The 14,929-nt window shown below is 55.8% G+C and carries 14 protein-coding genes and 1 riboswitch; of the genes, 3 read left to right on the plus strand and 11 right to left on the minus strand.

Annotated elements, in window-relative coordinates; genetic code table 11:
- Window positions 1-111: 111 nt before the first annotated feature.
- Complete coding sequence (locus EU557_RS10435; protein WP_167855162.1) at window positions 112-2,754, minus strand: BamA/TamA family outer membrane protein; 2,643 nt, start codon at window positions 2,752-2,754, stop codon at window positions 112-114.
- Between EU557_RS10435 and EU557_RS10440 the strand changes: the two genes are divergently transcribed.
- On the plus strand, window positions 2,745-3,491 hold the full coding sequence (locus EU557_RS10440; protein ID WP_135530412.1) for a TrmH family RNA methyltransferase: 747 nt from the start codon (window positions 2,745-2,747) through the stop codon (window positions 3,489-3,491). The genes EU557_RS10435 and EU557_RS10440 overlap by 10 nt on opposite strands.
- A 112-nt stretch (window positions 3,492-3,603) precedes the next feature.
- Here the strand turns inward: EU557_RS10440 and EU557_RS10445 are convergent, their stop codons facing one another.
- The 7 genes from EU557_RS10445 to EU557_RS10475 form a co-directional block, all read right to left on the minus strand.
- Entirely contained in the window at window positions 3,604-4,749 is a 1,146-nt protein-coding gene (locus EU557_RS10445; protein WP_135530413.1) for a porin family protein, read from the minus strand.
- A gap of 24 nt (window positions 4,750-4,773) precedes the next feature.
- Window positions 4,774-5,616 carry a hypothetical protein gene (locus EU557_RS10450; RefSeq protein ID WP_135530414.1) on the minus strand — a complete coding sequence of 281 codons (843 nt, stop codon included), beginning with the start codon at window positions 5,614-5,616 and terminating at the stop codon, window positions 4,774-4,776.
- The gene (locus EU557_RS10455) at window positions 5,597-6,181 is read right to left on the minus strand and encodes an RNA polymerase sigma factor (protein WP_135530415.1); all 585 of its coding nucleotides are present in this window, start codon (window positions 6,179-6,181) and stop codon (window positions 5,597-5,599) included. The genes EU557_RS10450 and EU557_RS10455 overlap by 20 nt, the downstream gene beginning before the upstream one ends.
- A 317-nt stretch (window positions 6,182-6,498) precedes the next feature.
- Window positions 6,499-6,858 carry a CoA-binding protein gene (locus tag EU557_RS10460; protein ID WP_135436283.1) on the minus strand — a complete coding sequence of 120 codons (360 nt, stop codon included), beginning with the start codon at window positions 6,856-6,858 and terminating at the stop codon, window positions 6,499-6,501.
- Between the two features lie 63 nt (window positions 6,859-6,921).
- Complete coding sequence (locus tag EU557_RS10465; RefSeq protein WP_135530416.1) at window positions 6,922-8,499, minus strand: NAD(P)/FAD-dependent oxidoreductase; 1,578 nt, start codon at window positions 8,497-8,499, stop codon at window positions 6,922-6,924.
- 183 nt (window positions 8,500-8,682) lie between these two features.
- A complete protein-coding gene (locus tag EU557_RS10470) occupies window positions 8,683-8,991 on the minus strand; it encodes a hypothetical protein (RefSeq protein WP_135530417.1) in 309 nt (102 codons plus the stop codon).
- A gap of 168 nt (window positions 8,992-9,159) precedes the next feature.
- Window positions 9,160-9,555: an acyl-CoA thioesterase gene (locus EU557_RS10475; protein WP_135530418.1), complete on the minus strand. Its 396-nt coding sequence runs from the start codon at window positions 9,553-9,555 to the stop codon at window positions 9,160-9,162.
- Between the two features lie 191 nt (window positions 9,556-9,746).
- Window positions 9,747-9,939: riboswitch (cobalamin riboswitch) on the minus strand.
- Window positions 9,940-10,143: 204 nt separating this feature from the next.
- Between EU557_RS10475 and EU557_RS10480 the strand changes: the two genes are divergently transcribed.
- A complete protein-coding gene (locus tag EU557_RS10480) occupies window positions 10,144-11,451 on the plus strand; it encodes an MFS transporter (RefSeq protein ID WP_135530419.1) in 1,308 nt (435 codons plus the stop codon).
- A 201-nt stretch (window positions 11,452-11,652) separates the two neighbouring features.
- Window positions 11,653-12,207: a DUF2911 domain-containing protein gene (locus tag EU557_RS10485; protein ID WP_245326232.1), complete on the plus strand. Its 555-nt coding sequence runs from the start codon at window positions 11,653-11,655 to the stop codon at window positions 12,205-12,207.
- A gap of 95 nt (window positions 12,208-12,302) precedes the next feature.
- On the opposite strand, the gene EU557_RS10490 is transcribed toward EU557_RS10485, so the two are convergent.
- From EU557_RS10490 to EU557_RS10500, 3 genes are all read right to left on the minus strand, one after another.
- On the minus strand, window positions 12,303-13,043 hold the full coding sequence (locus EU557_RS10490) for a peptidoglycan DD-metalloendopeptidase family protein (protein WP_135530420.1): 741 nt from the start codon (window positions 13,041-13,043) through the stop codon (window positions 12,303-12,305).
- Window positions 13,044-13,097: 54 nt separating this feature from the next.
- On the minus strand, window positions 13,098-13,763 hold the full coding sequence (locus EU557_RS10495; RefSeq protein WP_135530421.1) for a M23 family metallopeptidase: 666 nt from the start codon (window positions 13,761-13,763) through the stop codon (window positions 13,098-13,100).
- Between the two features lie 141 nt (window positions 13,764-13,904).
- Window positions 13,905-14,882 (minus strand): tryptophan 2,3-dioxygenase family protein, encoded by a 978-nt coding sequence (locus tag EU557_RS10500; protein WP_135530422.1) that lies wholly within the window; start codon window positions 14,880-14,882, stop codon window positions 13,905-13,907.
- Between the last annotated feature and the right edge of the window lie 47 nt (window positions 14,883-14,929).

Here is a 14,929-nt window from a genome sequence, read left to right on the forward strand (position 1 = left end):
GCAGAAGGTAAGGGCTTTTAGTTGGCTAACACTGGTGCGCAAGAGGAGGGTTATTACGCTGTGCTTCCTCAGCAATGAGGGCTATCCTAGGCCACCCTAGTAGCTCTGGGCTTAGAAAGGATAGCCAATGCCTAGGTTAAAGGCAGTTTGATCTTCTGCGAAGCTGAAACGACGAATAGCCCATTTATTGCCAGGAGCTGTAGGGTCGTAAACTTTGGTGGCAATATCGAGGCGCAGAATCAGGAAGCTAAAATCAAGGCGTAAGCCAAAGCCTGAGCCCACCGCGAACTGCCGGTAAAACTTATTGAGTTGGAATTGGGCACCTGGTCGCACCGTGTCCTTCTGCAGGGACCACACGTTGCCAAAGTCCGTGAAAACAGCTCCTTTGATAAAGCTATAGATAGGGAAACGGTACTCGACGTTACCTTCCAGCAGCAACTCGCCTGGCTGTTCCAAGTCGTAGTTACGCTCACTTGTTTCGTTCCCATCCTTATCCCGCTGATACTGAGTATAGCTGCCCGTGCCTAGGCGGCGGGGCTTCCAGGCTCGCACGCTAGAACTACCGCCCGCGAAGAGATACTTGTCATAAGGTACCAGCAGCTCTTCTCTTTGCACCACCTGCCCATTGGCATCCCTAAGTAGCTCGCCGTTCTCGCCCCGCTGTTGGGTTTTAGTAGTAGTCAGGGAGCGGACGGCCCCGCCGGCGAGCCGGTACACGAAGAAGGTTTGGGGAGTGAGTTTGTAGTAACGACGAAAATCAGCCGTGAACTTCGCGAAATCATACGTTTTAAGCCGGTCGCTGGGGTCTGGCCTGAGGCTGATGGTAACCGGCTGTTTTTGGTAGAGGTTGCGCGTGAGGCCGCCTACTTCGGCAAATAGGCGCAAGTAATGACCATCACGCGTTTCGTTGAAGTCATTGGAATTATACAGTGAGGTAGCGCTGAAGCTTGGAACAAACAGGTTATCGAAGCTGCGTAATACGGGCGTATTCTGAGTTAGTGCTAGCTGCTGTAGCAGGGCAAAATAAGGGTCAGTGATGGCGGCCGTCCGAACAATGCTGAGGTCGAAGGGGGTGAGCACGTACTGGTGATACGTAGAACGCTGCCAGATGTAGTCCAGCGTACCTTCCACGTTGGTGCGGGTGTACTGAGCTGGGCGTTTTACGTAGGTATAGCTGGCGTTGAAGCGCGTGCGGGGGTTATACTGGCTCAGGTACCGATTGGGGCGCCACGGAATCAGAAACTGGGGGAGAACCAGGTTTACGTTTGCACCCAGCTGCGTGGTGAGCAAGCTGCGGCTGCTGGTTGGGGATTCATTGGTTTGGCCTGCAATATTAAGCTGCCCTTCGAAGCCTGCGCGCAGGCCAAATTCCAACACCTCAGCGCCACCAAATACATTGCGAACTTTCAGGCGTACGTTGCCGAATGGACCTGGTCGCCCCGCCACGTAGGTGCCGCCGAATTCGGAGGTTTCCTGATATTTCTTAGCCGGCGAGGCATTGATCGTGGCGTCCAACAACCCACGCGTTGAGTCACTGGGGGCATCAGCGCCTCGCAGCCGTCGGTATGTAACCGTACTGAAACGGAACATGTCGAGGTTAGAGAGCTGACGCTGGGTGAGCTGGGTATTGGTCTGGCTGTACGGCTCGCCGGGGCGCACCGCCACTTTGCGGTCGAGGGTGCGGGTGCTGAACTTGTGCTTGTAGGCCAGGTAAAAAATAGAGTCGCGGATGAGGGTGTCGCGGTTTTGCCCAAAGCGAACTAGGCCAGCATCAGTAATGAAGTTAACTCGCCGAACGGTGTACAGGCGGTGGTAATCTCCCCGCGTGGGCTTGCTTACAATGGTGCGCAGGCGCACCGTGGTAGGAGCAAAGCTAGTATCGGCCTCCAGTGTAATGTATTGCTGGCGGAAGTCGTAATAGCCCTGGTTTTTGAGCAGGTCTTCAATGCGGTTGCGCTCCCCTCCAATAGCTTCTTCATCGTACTGGTCGCCCACGTGCAGCAGGCTTTGGGGCAAGCTCAGCAGCACGCGCCGGGCCACGGCCGTGTCCTGAATGTCGTAGTCGAGCTGGGTATAGTGGAAGGGCTCGTTTTCGGTTACGTGGTACACTACCGTTACCCGACGAGGCTCCGTGTGGAAAGGGCTACGAAACGTGAAGACCCGAAAGGGCGAAAACAGGCGCGTGGGCACCGTGTCGGTAACGGTTACGCTGCTCCGGAAGAACCCCTTCGATTTCAGGAACGTGGCCATCTGATCGGCGCTGGCCCGGGTGAGGGAGGAGTCGTAAATCACGGGAGCCTCGCCAATCCGCATAATGGCGTTGCCCTTGTCGAGGGCTAGCTGGTGGCGGCGGGTGTGCCGCTCACGCTTGGTCAGTAATTTGCCCACCTGCACCGAGTCGGTACCGGCAGCTTGTATTAGCTGGTTGTAGTGGGTACGGTCTTCATCGAGCTTGCGCTGAAGCTTCTCGGGGTTGTAAAACTTACGCCCTAGCTGATAGATTGCTAGCTTTGGCAGCGGAAACGTGCTATTGGGCTTCTGCTGGGTAAGTGCCTGCAGCCGCTCGGGGTCGGCGTTTTTCACGCCCTCTACCTTCACGCGGCTCAGCAGTCGCTGACCCGGCTGGAGCAGGCGTAATGGGGAACAGCCCGCTAGGCCACTCAGTAGCAGCAAGCTGCCCATAGCAGCCCGCGTTTTCTTTCCCGAAAAAAGCCCCCTGGTGGAGGCCTCGTTAAACAGCGTATATGGTTTCAAAAGCAGTAGCGAAATACGTGCACGCGCTGCACCTGAAGAAGTATCGACTTCGGCACGCCGCATTCTTGGTAGAAGGCGGCAAAAGCGTAAAAGAGCTGCTAAGTTCCGGACTTCTAACGGAACGGGTGATTGTTACGTCTGATTTTGCTGAGAAAATTCAGGCGCAGCTTCCCCCCGCGGTTCCCGTCGACATCGTCACGGAAGACGAACTTACGAAACTAGGCACGCTAGCCAATAATACGACGGCCCTGGCCATTGCCCGCCTGCCCCAGGAAACGCCTCTACAGCCTAAGCCGGGCAGCCTGCTGCTGGCCCTCGACCAAGTGCGCGACCCCGGCAATGTGGGCACCCTCATCCGACTGGCCGACTGGTATGGCCTAGCGGGAGTAATCTGCTCCGATACTTGCGCCGACCCGTGGGCACCTAAAACAGTAGCGGCTACCATGGGCTCTTTTACGCGGGTGCCCGTGTGGCAGCGGGAACTGCCAGGTTGGCTGCAGAGCTTACCGCCCGAGCTGCCCATTTACGGTGCCGACCTGCACGGCGAAAATGTGCATCGGCTTACGCTGCGCCCCACTGGCGTGCTCATTATGGGCAGTGAATCGCACGGTCTCACCCCGGAAGTAGAAGCCTGCCTCACCCAGCGGCTGCACATTCCTGGCCGGGGCCAGGCCGAAAGCCTAAACGTGGCCGTATCGGCGGCTATTCTGCTCGATAACTTTTACCGGAACGAATAGTACCTGCCTTGCGCATGGGTACTGGCCTAGCGCTAGTAAGCAGTTCCTAGAACAGAAACAGGCCTAGCAGCGTTGCTAGGCCTGTTTCTGTTCGGGAGAATGAGAGGAGTGCTTAGTTCAGCAGTGAGACACCGAAGCTTAACGTCTGAGCCTGGGGGCCGCGGTTGTCCTTGAAGGTGTCGTTGAGGTTATACTTCACGAACAGGTCTAGGCCACGGATGCCGATGGTGCCCTGTAGGCCATACTGGAAGTCGGAGAGGTTGTAGCTGCCACGGTCTTTGTCTTTACGGGTGCGGCCTTCTTCCTCATACTTGAGCTTGGTATGAGAACCGAGACGGTAGCCCGCAAACCCACCGGCGCCAATGTGGAAACCATCTCGGTCATTCTTACCACGGAAGCGGAGCGAAGCCATCAGAGGCAGGTTCAGGGTGGTCATGGTGAGCTTGCTCTTCTCTAGGCTGCGCGTGTCGGCTACAACTCGCGTGATGTTGTTGTCATCTGCGAAGCGGTAGTTCTTATCGAGCATGAAGTTGTTGAAGGAAAGCTCAGGACCCGTAATCAGGTGAAAAGGAGAGCCCTTTTTACCTACCCGGATATCGTAGTTGTAGTTCAGGCTGAGGTAGCGCGAGCCAATGGGGCGCAGGTCAAGCTCATTTTCGCCGGGAGCCACTGATTTGTTTACCAGCGTATTCAGGCCCAGGTCTACGTTGAAGTTGGTGTGCACGGCGCGGTTGGCGCGTTCTTCCTGTTTGGCTTTACGCTGCGCCTGCTTCACTGAGTCGGGGGTGGAGCTGATGCGTACCGAAACGTGGTCGTCGTCCTTGCCATCCTGCTTGTCGTACACCGTCACCCCGAATACGCGGCCCATTACCACATCGGTGCGGGTCATGGTTTTAGAGCTGGTCTTGCCATCTTGGGAGCGTACCGTAATGCGGATTTGCTCGGGTACTTTCTTGCCGGGTTGGTCTTTGGCGGGGTAAAACTCCATGGTCACTTGGTCCGACTTCGAGTTCTTGCCCGCCGCCTCAGCCTGCGTGATGTAGCCGTCGAGCAGCACCAGCAATGAGTCGAGCTTGTAGTTGCGCATCTCACGGAGCTGGGCCTTGTTCTTCACAAACAGCGTCATGGTAGACTGGTTGGGCAGCTTCACAATGATGGTGTCGTCGAGGTGAGTGGCAGGCCTAGCGGAGGCGTGCATGCGGCCGGGCATTAGGAGCACCAGGGCCAGGAGAGCGAGGAGAGAGGATATACGTTTCATGACGTAAGGGAGAAAAAGGCAGCGTTAGAGTTGGATTACTTTGGTAAGGGTGCGGTTGCCCACGCGGGCCTGCACCGTTACCATTTCCGGCAGGCCGGCTTCCGTGAGGCTCACTTTATCACCGTTTACCACGTTGCGGGCCTGCTGCAGCAAGGCTCCAAGGCGGCGTGGGCGATGACCAGACGCTGAAGCATCATTCACTGCCATAGCCGTTACGGCCGGAGCAGGGCGTACTTCTACTTCAATAGGTCCGATGGGAGCTGATTTGGCCGACGAAGCCAGGGCAAGGGTAGTAGGAGCGGGCGCCGTCTTTTCGGGCAGGGTAGCTACCACCGCGCGCTGCTCCGGAGCAGTTGGGGCGGGAGAAGTAGCGGCAAGTGCCTGGCGAGAAGGAGCGGGGGCCGACATAGCTTTTAAGGAGCGGCGAGTAGCAGAGCGCGGGGCCGAAGTGCGGGCTAGTGCGGCGGGGGCAGCTTCAGGGGCGGGGTCCGGTTGTGCACCCGCGGACCGGGCCGGAGAAGCTGCTGAGGTGGCCACCTCTACCGGCGTCGCATTGTCCGGGGCTTCTGTAGCGGTAGATGGAGAAGGAGTAGTAGGGGTTGCCTGCGTGATGGCAGATTTTTTTTCAGTAACCGACGCCACGGTGCCAGCGCCTAGGCCACTAACCGGCCCTTGCTGCACCAGCAGCCACCAAGCACCGCCAAGTAATGTGAGCAGTGCCACGGCTGCGGCGGCCAGCCACAGTACAGGGCGCTTGCGCTTGGGCTGAATTTCGGCCTCCAGCTGGTTCCAGAGGTAGGCGGGCGGCGTGGGGGCATGGCCCTCCAGTCGGTCCCGAAACAGCTTATCAATATCTTCCGGTTGCATAGAGTTCTTTCGTTGAGGAGGTGGAGGAGGGCCGGGCTTGGGCTCCGGCTACCGCGAGGCGGCGCTGGAGCATGGCCCGGGCCTTACTGAGCTGCGACTTGCTGGTGCCTTCCGAAATACCGAGCAGCTCGCCGATTTCGGGGTGGGTGTAGCCCTCCAGGGCATACAGGTTAAACACGGTACGGTAGCCAGCGGGCAGTTCGGCCAATACGGCTAGCATATCGTCGGCGTTGAGCTGGCTTTCGGCCGTGGCCGCCGTAGCGGGCACATCGTAGGTCAAATCGTCGATGGCCATGTGCAGGGGCTCCTTGCGGCGCAAGAGGCCTAGCGCTTCGTTCACCATAATCCGGCGAATCCAGCCTTCAAACGAGCCTTCGTGGCGGTACTGGTCCAGGGCTCGGAATACTTTGGTGAAGCCCACAATTAGGGCTTCCTCAGCGTCTTCGCGGCGCCGCAGGTAGCGCATGCACACCGACAGCATCAGGCCCGCGAACCGCTCATAGAGCAGTTTTTGGGCGCGGCTGCTGCCTTGACGGCAGGCGGCTATGAGGTCAGCATCAGTCACGGAAGGAAGAGTAAAGGTTGGGTCAGGAGCAAGTCGTTTGGTGGGCTAGATGCAACCTGCCCGGGTGGGGTTGCCTAGCGTGAGAGAAAAATCGTCAAAAAGTGGCTTTGCTGAGCAGTAGTTAGGATAACTGGCTTAAAACCTGAAGAATACAATTGGCTTAGTAAACAAAAAGCCTGCATCCTTCCAGGGAAAGATGCAGGCTCACTATACCCGACAAGGCTGTTGGTGCGAAGGGCGGGAAGTACCTGAGTGGCCTAGTGGCCTAGCCGGACTTCTTGCCTCCGTTCCGAACAACAGCGTTATCGCCGAATCACTTAATACTGGCCAATGGAAAGCATTACCAGCGTGCAGGCCTCCTCCGTACGGATGCCGCGCTGCTGAGCTAGCTCTTCCAACTCCGGATTTTCAGTGCCAGGGTTGAAGATGATGCGCTTGGGATTGAGGTCCAGAATATAGTCGTACCAGCCGGGCTGGTTTTGGGGGCCTACGTACAGTGTCACCGTATCTACGTCCCCTGCCTGCGGCCGGTCGGTGTGGATATCGAGACCAGCTACCTGGCCTTTACGAATGCCCACGGGCACTACTTCGTGGCCGTGGTTTTTCAGCTGATGCACAGCGCGGTAGGCGTAACGGTTGGGATTATCGCTAGCCCCCAGAACAAGGGTCTTTTTCATAAGATGGTGTTGCTAGGATCAGTAAAGAGAAACTGACCGACAAGTTTATCTACCCTTTAACGGCTATTTCGCGCTGATGGCTGCCAATACAGCTTCAGCGCACCGCTCCCCATCCATGGCCGCCGACACGATGCCGCCGGCATACCCTGCGCCTTCGCCGCAGGGGAACAACCCGCGCACCTCCGGGTGCTGCAGCGTGTCACGGTCGCGGGGGATGCGCACGGGCGAGGAGGTGCGGCTTTCCACGCCCACAATCTGGGCGGCATTGGTAGCATAGCCGGGTATCTTCTGCCCAAAATTCTTGAAGCCCTGGCGCAGGCGCTCTGCTAGGCCAGCGCCCAGCACTTGGTCCATCGGCACCGACACCAGGCCCGGCTGGTAGCTGGTTTCCAGCAGCTCCGGCGATACTTTGCTTTTCAGAAAATCGCCGAGGCGCTGGGCCGGGGCCAGTTGGGTATTGCCGGCCAGCTGGCAAGCACGCTGTTCAATTTCTTGCTGCAGGCGCAGGCCGGCCAGGGCGCCGTACTGGCGCAGGTCCATGTCTTCCAGCTCAATGGCCGTCACAATGCCGGAGTTGGCAAAGCGCGAGTCGCGGCGGCTGGGGCTCATGCCGTTCACCACCACCTCGCCGGGGGCGGTGGCGGCAGGCACGATAAAGCCACCGGGGCACATGCAGAAGGAGAATACGCCCCGCTGCCGGTTCTGCCACTGGGTTTGGTGCACCAGCGCATATGAGGCGGCGGGCAAGGCACCCCGATCTTTGCGGCGGTACTGGGCTTGGTCAATCAGCTCCTGGGGGTGCTCTACGCGCACGCCCAGGGCAAACGGCTTGGCCTCAATGAGCACGCCGCGGCGGTGCAGCAACTCGTAAATATCGCGGGCGGAGTGGCCGGTGGCCAGAATTACCGCATCAGCCTCCAGGGCTTCCCCAGCCGCCGTCACCACGCCACGCAGGTGGTTCTGCTCCAGGATAAGATCGGTCACGCGGGTTTCAAAGCGTACCTCGCCTCCGGCTTCCCGAATTGTGTCGCGGAGGGCCTGCACCACGTAGGGCAACTTGTTGGTACCGATGTGCGGGTGGGCATCTACCAGAATATCCGGGGTGGCGCCGTGCTGCACCAGCAGGCGCAGAATGCGGCCCACGTCGCCGCGCTTGGTGGCACGGGTGTAGAGCTTACCATCGGAGTAGGTGCCAGCCCCACCTTCCCCGAAGCAGTAGTTCGAGTCGGTGTCGACGATGTGCTCCTTGTTGAGCGCTGCCAGGTCGCGGCGACGGGTGCGCACGTCTTTGCCGCGCTCCAGCACAATAGGCTTAATACCTAGTTCAATGGCACGCAGGGCCGCAAACAAGCCGGCTGGGCCCGCACCTACAATTAGCACCGAGCGACGGGCCTGGCTCACATTGGAGTAATGAAACCAAGGGCCAAAAAGGTCGGCGGGCGGCGGGGTTTGGTAAATCTCGGCGCGTAGGCGCACTTGGGGCTGGCGGCCGCGCGCATCAATGGAGCGCTTGCGCAAATGCACAAAATCGGCCTGACCGGGCACGAGGCCAGCGGCGTCGAGGAGGGCGCGGTAGCGCGCCATTTCATCGTAGGCCACTTCCGGCGGAAGTAGCACCTCGATTTCTTGGGGTGTGGGCATACAGAAGGTGAAAGGGAGTTAGCCTTTGAACCAGATGGGTAAAAGCAGATGCAAAACTACGAAAATGCCGTCTAGGCCAGTTCTCAGCCTGAAGAGAGCAAAAGCCGGCCCTGCTAAGCAGCGTAAGCACCGCCCTGGCGGTGCTTACGCTGCTTAGCAGGGCCGGCTCTAAAACAGGATGCGTTATTGGGCAGTTCCGTCGTTAGAGCTTCCGGCTTTACGCGGCCAGAATTTCTCCATCGACTGATTAAAGCTATCCAGTACCTGCGAGCGTACTTCCCCCGAAGGATGGCGTAACAAGCGGCCTAATAAGTAACGGTACATTTCCGTAGTAACTTCCAGGCCCTTGGCGCTTACCAATCCGTGGTGCAGCAAGTCGCAATTGGCAGCTACAGAATTTGAGATAGAGTCCGTTAGCTCTTCGCGAGCTTTATCGGCCTCCTTGAAGGACTGTTCCAAACGGGCTTTTTGATTAGGAAGGGGCTGCTCCATTTTCTACTGAGAGGAGAAAATCAGGTGATATGAATAGTTCGATAAACTTCCGCGCTGACTAGAAAGGTTCAGACAGCGCAGTGTCTGTCTAGAAAAAATAGAAATGGGTAGAGATATAAAGTGATAAGAGTGCTGTTTGTTAGCAGGTTAGTGTTGGGTTAACTTACATCAATTGTGGCCTAGAATTGAAACGGGGCGCTTCTGATCATCAATAGCCACGAAGGTGAACAGACCCGAAACCGCCTTAATGCGCTCTTCGGAATACATCTGCTCCACGAATAGCTCTACGCGGACTTGCAGACTCGTGTTTCCAACCCGAGACACGCGGCCAATCAGCTCCACCAGCGTACCACCCGGAATAGGATGAGTGAAGTCAACTTTATCAGAGGAAACGGTTACCATTTTAAGCCGGCTGAAACGGGTGGCCGTGATAAAAGCTACCTCGTCCATCATGTGCAGGGTGGTACCCCCAAAGAGCGTGTCGTAGTGGTTGGTGGTGTTGGGAAATACGGCTTTGAAGATGCGCGTCTCGGCCCGGCTGATTTTTTCTTCTAAGGAAGACATAGGTAGTGAAGAAGGTGAAAAAGAGATACCCCTTGCCGGCCGCTCCCGCGGCTCCCGTTGCTCACCTTCTCGTTGCCGGCTACCTGGCCTACGCGCATACTGCCCTACACCCACCTGGCCCATATTGGGCAGCGGGAGAGGGCCACAGCCCGCAGCAGCACCCGACAAGGACCCGGTTCGCGCAGGAGCCTCATCATCAAGAGCGGCGGGCAGGTCTCCTGACTTGTAACATGCTTTCCGCCCTTCTCGCCTTTCTGGTGGCAATGGGCTGTAGCTGGAAAGCACTGGGCTATGGTTACTTACAGTAGCGCGTCTGTCCGGGAGTTGCACCCGGTTCCCTTTTCATTCTGGCCGAAGCCAAAAACCTGCCGCTCGTCTGACTGGAATAAACAGACAAAGAACAATGCCACAAAGGTAGCAGAATGCCCCAGTGTGCTGGGGCGCGAGGCTGCAAAGTGGCCTAGGCGCTACACTAGATTCCTCGGTTGCGCGTGAAACGGCAACCTGAGCGGACGGCTAGTGGCCTCTAAAGGGCTTCGGACAGGGTGTGCTATTTTGCGCTTCTTCCTCGCTTTCTTAACCTGGCCTATGGCACCATCAACTACTCCCGCGCCGCGCACCATGGCCTCCCGTATTCGCTCCATCTTCAGTGGCTCGGTGGGCAACCTGGTGGAGTGGTATGATTGGTATGTATACTCGGCTTTTGCCTTGTACTTTGCCCCGGCGTTCTTCCCTAAGGGTAACCTAACGGCTCAGCTGCTTAACTCGGCGGCCATTTTTGCGGTGGGTTTTCTGATGCGGCCTTTGGGAGGATGGCTCATGGGCATCTACGCCGACCGTCATGGCCGCAAGGCGGCGTTGTTACTGTCGGTGCTGCTGATGTGCGGCGGCTCTTTACTTATTGCCCTCACGCCCGGGTATAGCCAGATTGGCGTGGCAGCCCCGGTGCTGTTAGTGCTGGCGCGCTTACTCCAGGGCTTAAGCGTGGGCGGAGAGTATGGCACTTCCGCCACCTACCTCAGCGAAATGGCCGACCAGCGCAACCGGGGCTTTTTCTCCAGCTTTCAATACGTAACTCTCATTGCCGGGCAGCTGCTGGCCCTGCTCGTGCAGCTAGGTCTGCAAAAGGTGCTGAGCACCGAGGAGCTATATGCCTGGGGCTGGCGCGTGCCGTTTGCTATTGGTGCGGTAGCGGCTCTGGTAGCCCTCTACCTGCGCCGGACTATGGAGGAAACCGATGCTTTTACCAAGCAAACCACCGGCCCAACCTCCGCTGAGGCGGCCGCCCCGCCCAGTAAACTAACCGTGCTCATGCGCTACCCGCGCGAGGTGCTGACGGTGGTGGGTCTCACGCTGGGCGGAACGGTGGTTTTCTACACTTTCACCACGTACGTGCAGAAGTTTCTGGTGAATACGGCCGGGTTCAGTAAGGATGATGCCACCCTCGTTTCCTTCGGGGCGCTGGGTGTGGCCATGTTGCTGCAGCCGGTGCTGGGCGCCATTTCCGACCGTGTAGGGCGGCGGCCAGTGCTGCTGTTTTTTGGAATAGGCTCCACCCTGGGCACGTACCCGCTGCTCACGGCGCTAGGCCAGTCCACCGGGCCTGGGGCCGCGTTTGGGTTGCTCGTGCTGGCCTTGTTGATCGTGAGTGGCTACACATCCATCAACGCAGTGGTAAAGGCCGAACTCTTCCCGACCGAAATCAGAGCCCTAGGTGTGGGGCTGCCGTATGCACTGACGGTGGCTGTGTTTGGCGGCTCGGCCGAATACGTTGCCCTACTGGCTAAAGACCGTGGCGTGGAAACCTGGTTTTACTGGTACGTAACGGCCTGCGCCGCCATCTCTCTAATAGTGTATCTGCGGATGGGCGATACCCGCGATACCTCCCGGATGTGAGAAGAGTAGCCCCGCGCCTTCATACTTATGTGCGGTAGAGTGGCCTAGGCCACTTGGGTAGGAGGTAGGCAACCTATTGAGAGCTAGTGTTGTCCATTGGCTAGCTAAGTGCTAGTTTACTATTACGGTTCTGCGCCTTGAAACAAAGTGCGTAAGTTGAGCTTTCTGTTCCAGTGTTCTCTCCTAAACCCATTCATGCTCATGCGTACCCTCACTCCCAAGTTCCTGTTCCTTTTCCTGTGCGCCGTTCTGCTGGCGGCTACGTCTTTTGCCCAAGGCACCATGACGAAGAAAGCCCCCGAAGACAAATCAAAACGCCCAAGCCCGCCCGCTACCGTAACGGGCACCGCGGCCGGTGGACTGGCCTACACCATCGACTACAGCCGCCCCTCGGTTAAAGGCCGGAAAATTTTCGGCGGACTAGAGCAGTATGGCAAAGTATGGCGTACAGGTGCTAACGAAGCCACTACATTCGAAGTAAAGCAGCCAGTAAAAATCAACGGCCAAGCCCTGCCGTCTGGCAAGTACGCGCTGTTCACCATCCCTGGCGAGCAGGAGTGGACCATCATCTTCAACAAGACGGCCGAACAGTGGGGGGCCTTTAAATACGACCAGGCTCAAGATGCTCTGCGCGTAAACGTTAAGCCTACCAAAACGCCTTCCCTTGTAGAGCAGTTTACTATCTCTTCTGACAAGAGCGGCGTTGTGACAATGGCTTGGGAAAACACGCAGGTCAGCTTTACCGTGAGCAAATAACATACTCAAGAGTCTCTTAAGCAGAAGGGCCACCGTCTTTACTCTTGTGAGTAAGAACGGTGGCCCTTATGCTTAAGAGACTAAGTTTTTAAATCTTAGTCTTTTTTAGCTTGGAATATAACAGGGGTTGATTCAATACCTGATTGAGATAGGTAAACAACTGTGAAAAAGAAATGCTGTTCGTATTTATTGCCCCCAAAGTATCCTAGTAATTGTCCCTGTTTCACTTGTTGACCCACTTGTACCAGGGCACTGTGCTGGGTAATATTCTCGTATCTTCCATGGGTGCCATCAGCGTGGTAAATAAAAATGGAGTTACCATTCTTCCTTATGAATGCATTTTTCTTGTCGTGGCGAACATAGGCGACGACTCCTTCTCGTGCTGCTAAAATGGGGGTGCCGGTGGGAAGCGAAAACACGTATTGATTTCGATATGGCTGCCGGCCCTTAATAGTATCAGTCTGTGCTCGAAATGGCAGTGCGTACACTGTGGTACTGTCTGGGGCATGACCTGTATAAAGCCCTAAATCAATATAAGGGGTGTAGTAGTAAGAATAACCTGCGTATTCTGGTATAAATACAGTTAGCAACTGGGGCTTCTCATTAGGCAATAAAGCAATTCTTGCTGGTAAGGCAACAGAGCTACGCATGAGCGTCAGTTTGGCTTCTAAGTGAACAGAACAAGGTACTGGACCGTGGTTCTCGCCCATTATCGATACCGTGCCGTTCTCATTTTTTACTTGGTATACCTTACACAAGATTGATTGACATGCAGCTGGTGCTGTAATTTGTATAAACAAGCTAAAAGAAAGTAGAAAGGGTAAAATTTTGGACATAGATTAGGAGTTTTATAAGCAAAATTAAATAAAAGTACGTGTACATAGAATGATTTAATTAGGCCGTACTAAACGATTTCCCATTAAAAAAGTAACAGGAATAGTTTCAGAATTAGTAGCTGCAGGATATTCTACAGAAAACCAGAAATAGGGGTTTTTCTTGTTTTCTCCAAAGTATCCGATGGTCTCTCCTACTTTCACACGTTGACCAACCTTAACAATAGCATTACTTTTCTCAGGGTCAAGGTTTTCATAACAGGCGTGCGTACCGTCGTCGTGGTACACATAGATCAAGTTACTGTTTATGGTTCTAGTATTTTTTTGGCCAAACTTTACTGCGGCTACTATTCCTCCACGTGCCGCAAGTATTGGTGTGTATTTCGGTAAAAGGAAATTGTAGATATATAACTTGTCGGCTCGCTTCGGTACTATACTATCATTAGAAGTAATGAATGGCAAGGCATACACAACGCTGGAGTCAGGAGTTTGGCCAGAATAAGATCCTAAGTCAAAGCGATATGAGTAGGAATAAGAGTAGCTAGGACCATCAGGTATAAATACAGTTAACAATTGCGGTTTCTCATCTGGTAATACTACTATTCTAACCGGTAGTGGCACTTTGCAATGCATGAGCTTAAGTTGCGGCTCAAGATGTATTGAGTAGGGTAAGATGTCGTGGTTCTCCCCAAAAATGGCAATGCTTCCATCTGTGTTTTCCACCTTGAATACTTTGCGAAGTGATGTTTGACACAATGCACATCGGTTAAAGAGCAATAACAAGCTGGCAAATACCGTAGCTAGAGAAAATTTAGTTATCAATTGAGTAGATATAAGGGTTTGGTTTATTATTACAAATGTTGGCTAGGCCACTCCCTCGCCTAACACGCTTTCCACCCAGCCTTTGCCCCAGTCCTCCAACTCTTGCGGGCTCCAGATTTGCGGGTAGAAAATGCGGCGCTGAAACTTGGGGGGCAAGTACTTGCGCCAGTTGGTGCCGCCGGTAGCCGCAATGGCATCGGGGTGGCGCTCCAGGTAGCGTACGGCTGACTTGTAATGCATCAGGGGCCAGTTGACGTTTACATTCACATCTAGCTGGCGGAGTTGGCGCAGGAGGCGGGGGTGCTGGCGGTCATCCTCAGGCAAGCGCTGCACCACGGCCCACAGGTTGCGGTCCTGGAAGTGGCGGGCGTGTTCCATGAGCTGAGCCGTATACTTTTCCTCAAACTGTATTAGCGTAAGAGCCTTGGCACCACTTTCTTCCACAGTGGCACCGGCTTTCCAGTAAATGCAGCCTAGTAGTTCGTCGTGGGCAGCGGCTTCGCCCAACAGGCGGCGCTGCTCCTCAGGCACCAGGTTAGTGAGGCTAGTGCTGGCCAGTTCAATCATGCGGTATTGCACACTCTGGAATCCAGAGGCCGGCATCAGGCTCATGCGAAACTGCAGAAACTGCTGCTTATCCATGCCGTCTACCATCACATCGAACGAGTCGATCAGATTCTCGAAGTAGCGGTTTACGCGGCCCACACGCAATACTACCTCCTGCAGAGTAGGCTCACGCAGGTCGCCAAGTTGCTCGTACTCACATAGACAGAGCTTGAAGTAGAGCTCCGTAATCTGGTGGTACATGATGAAGATGCGCTCGTCGGGAATCTGGGTGAGGGGCTGCTGTAGGGATAGTAGCGTATCCAGCTTGATATAGTCCCAGTAGTTAACGTAGTCGGCGTAGTAGAGGCCTTCCAGATAGGCGGCCAGATCTTGGCCGTCGGCGGCGTATTTAGTTTGTAGGCGGCGCAACTGTTGCCAGACGGCGGGCGAAAATTCCTCTTCGGGTGTGGTCATGCGTAGGAAGGTGGAAAGGGAGGGCAAACAAAACGACGGGGTGGGCT

This window comes from Hymenobacter wooponensis, from assembly GCF_004745865.1.
Lineage (GTDB): Bacteria > Bacteroidota > Bacteroidia > Cytophagales > Hymenobacteraceae > Hymenobacter > Hymenobacter wooponensis.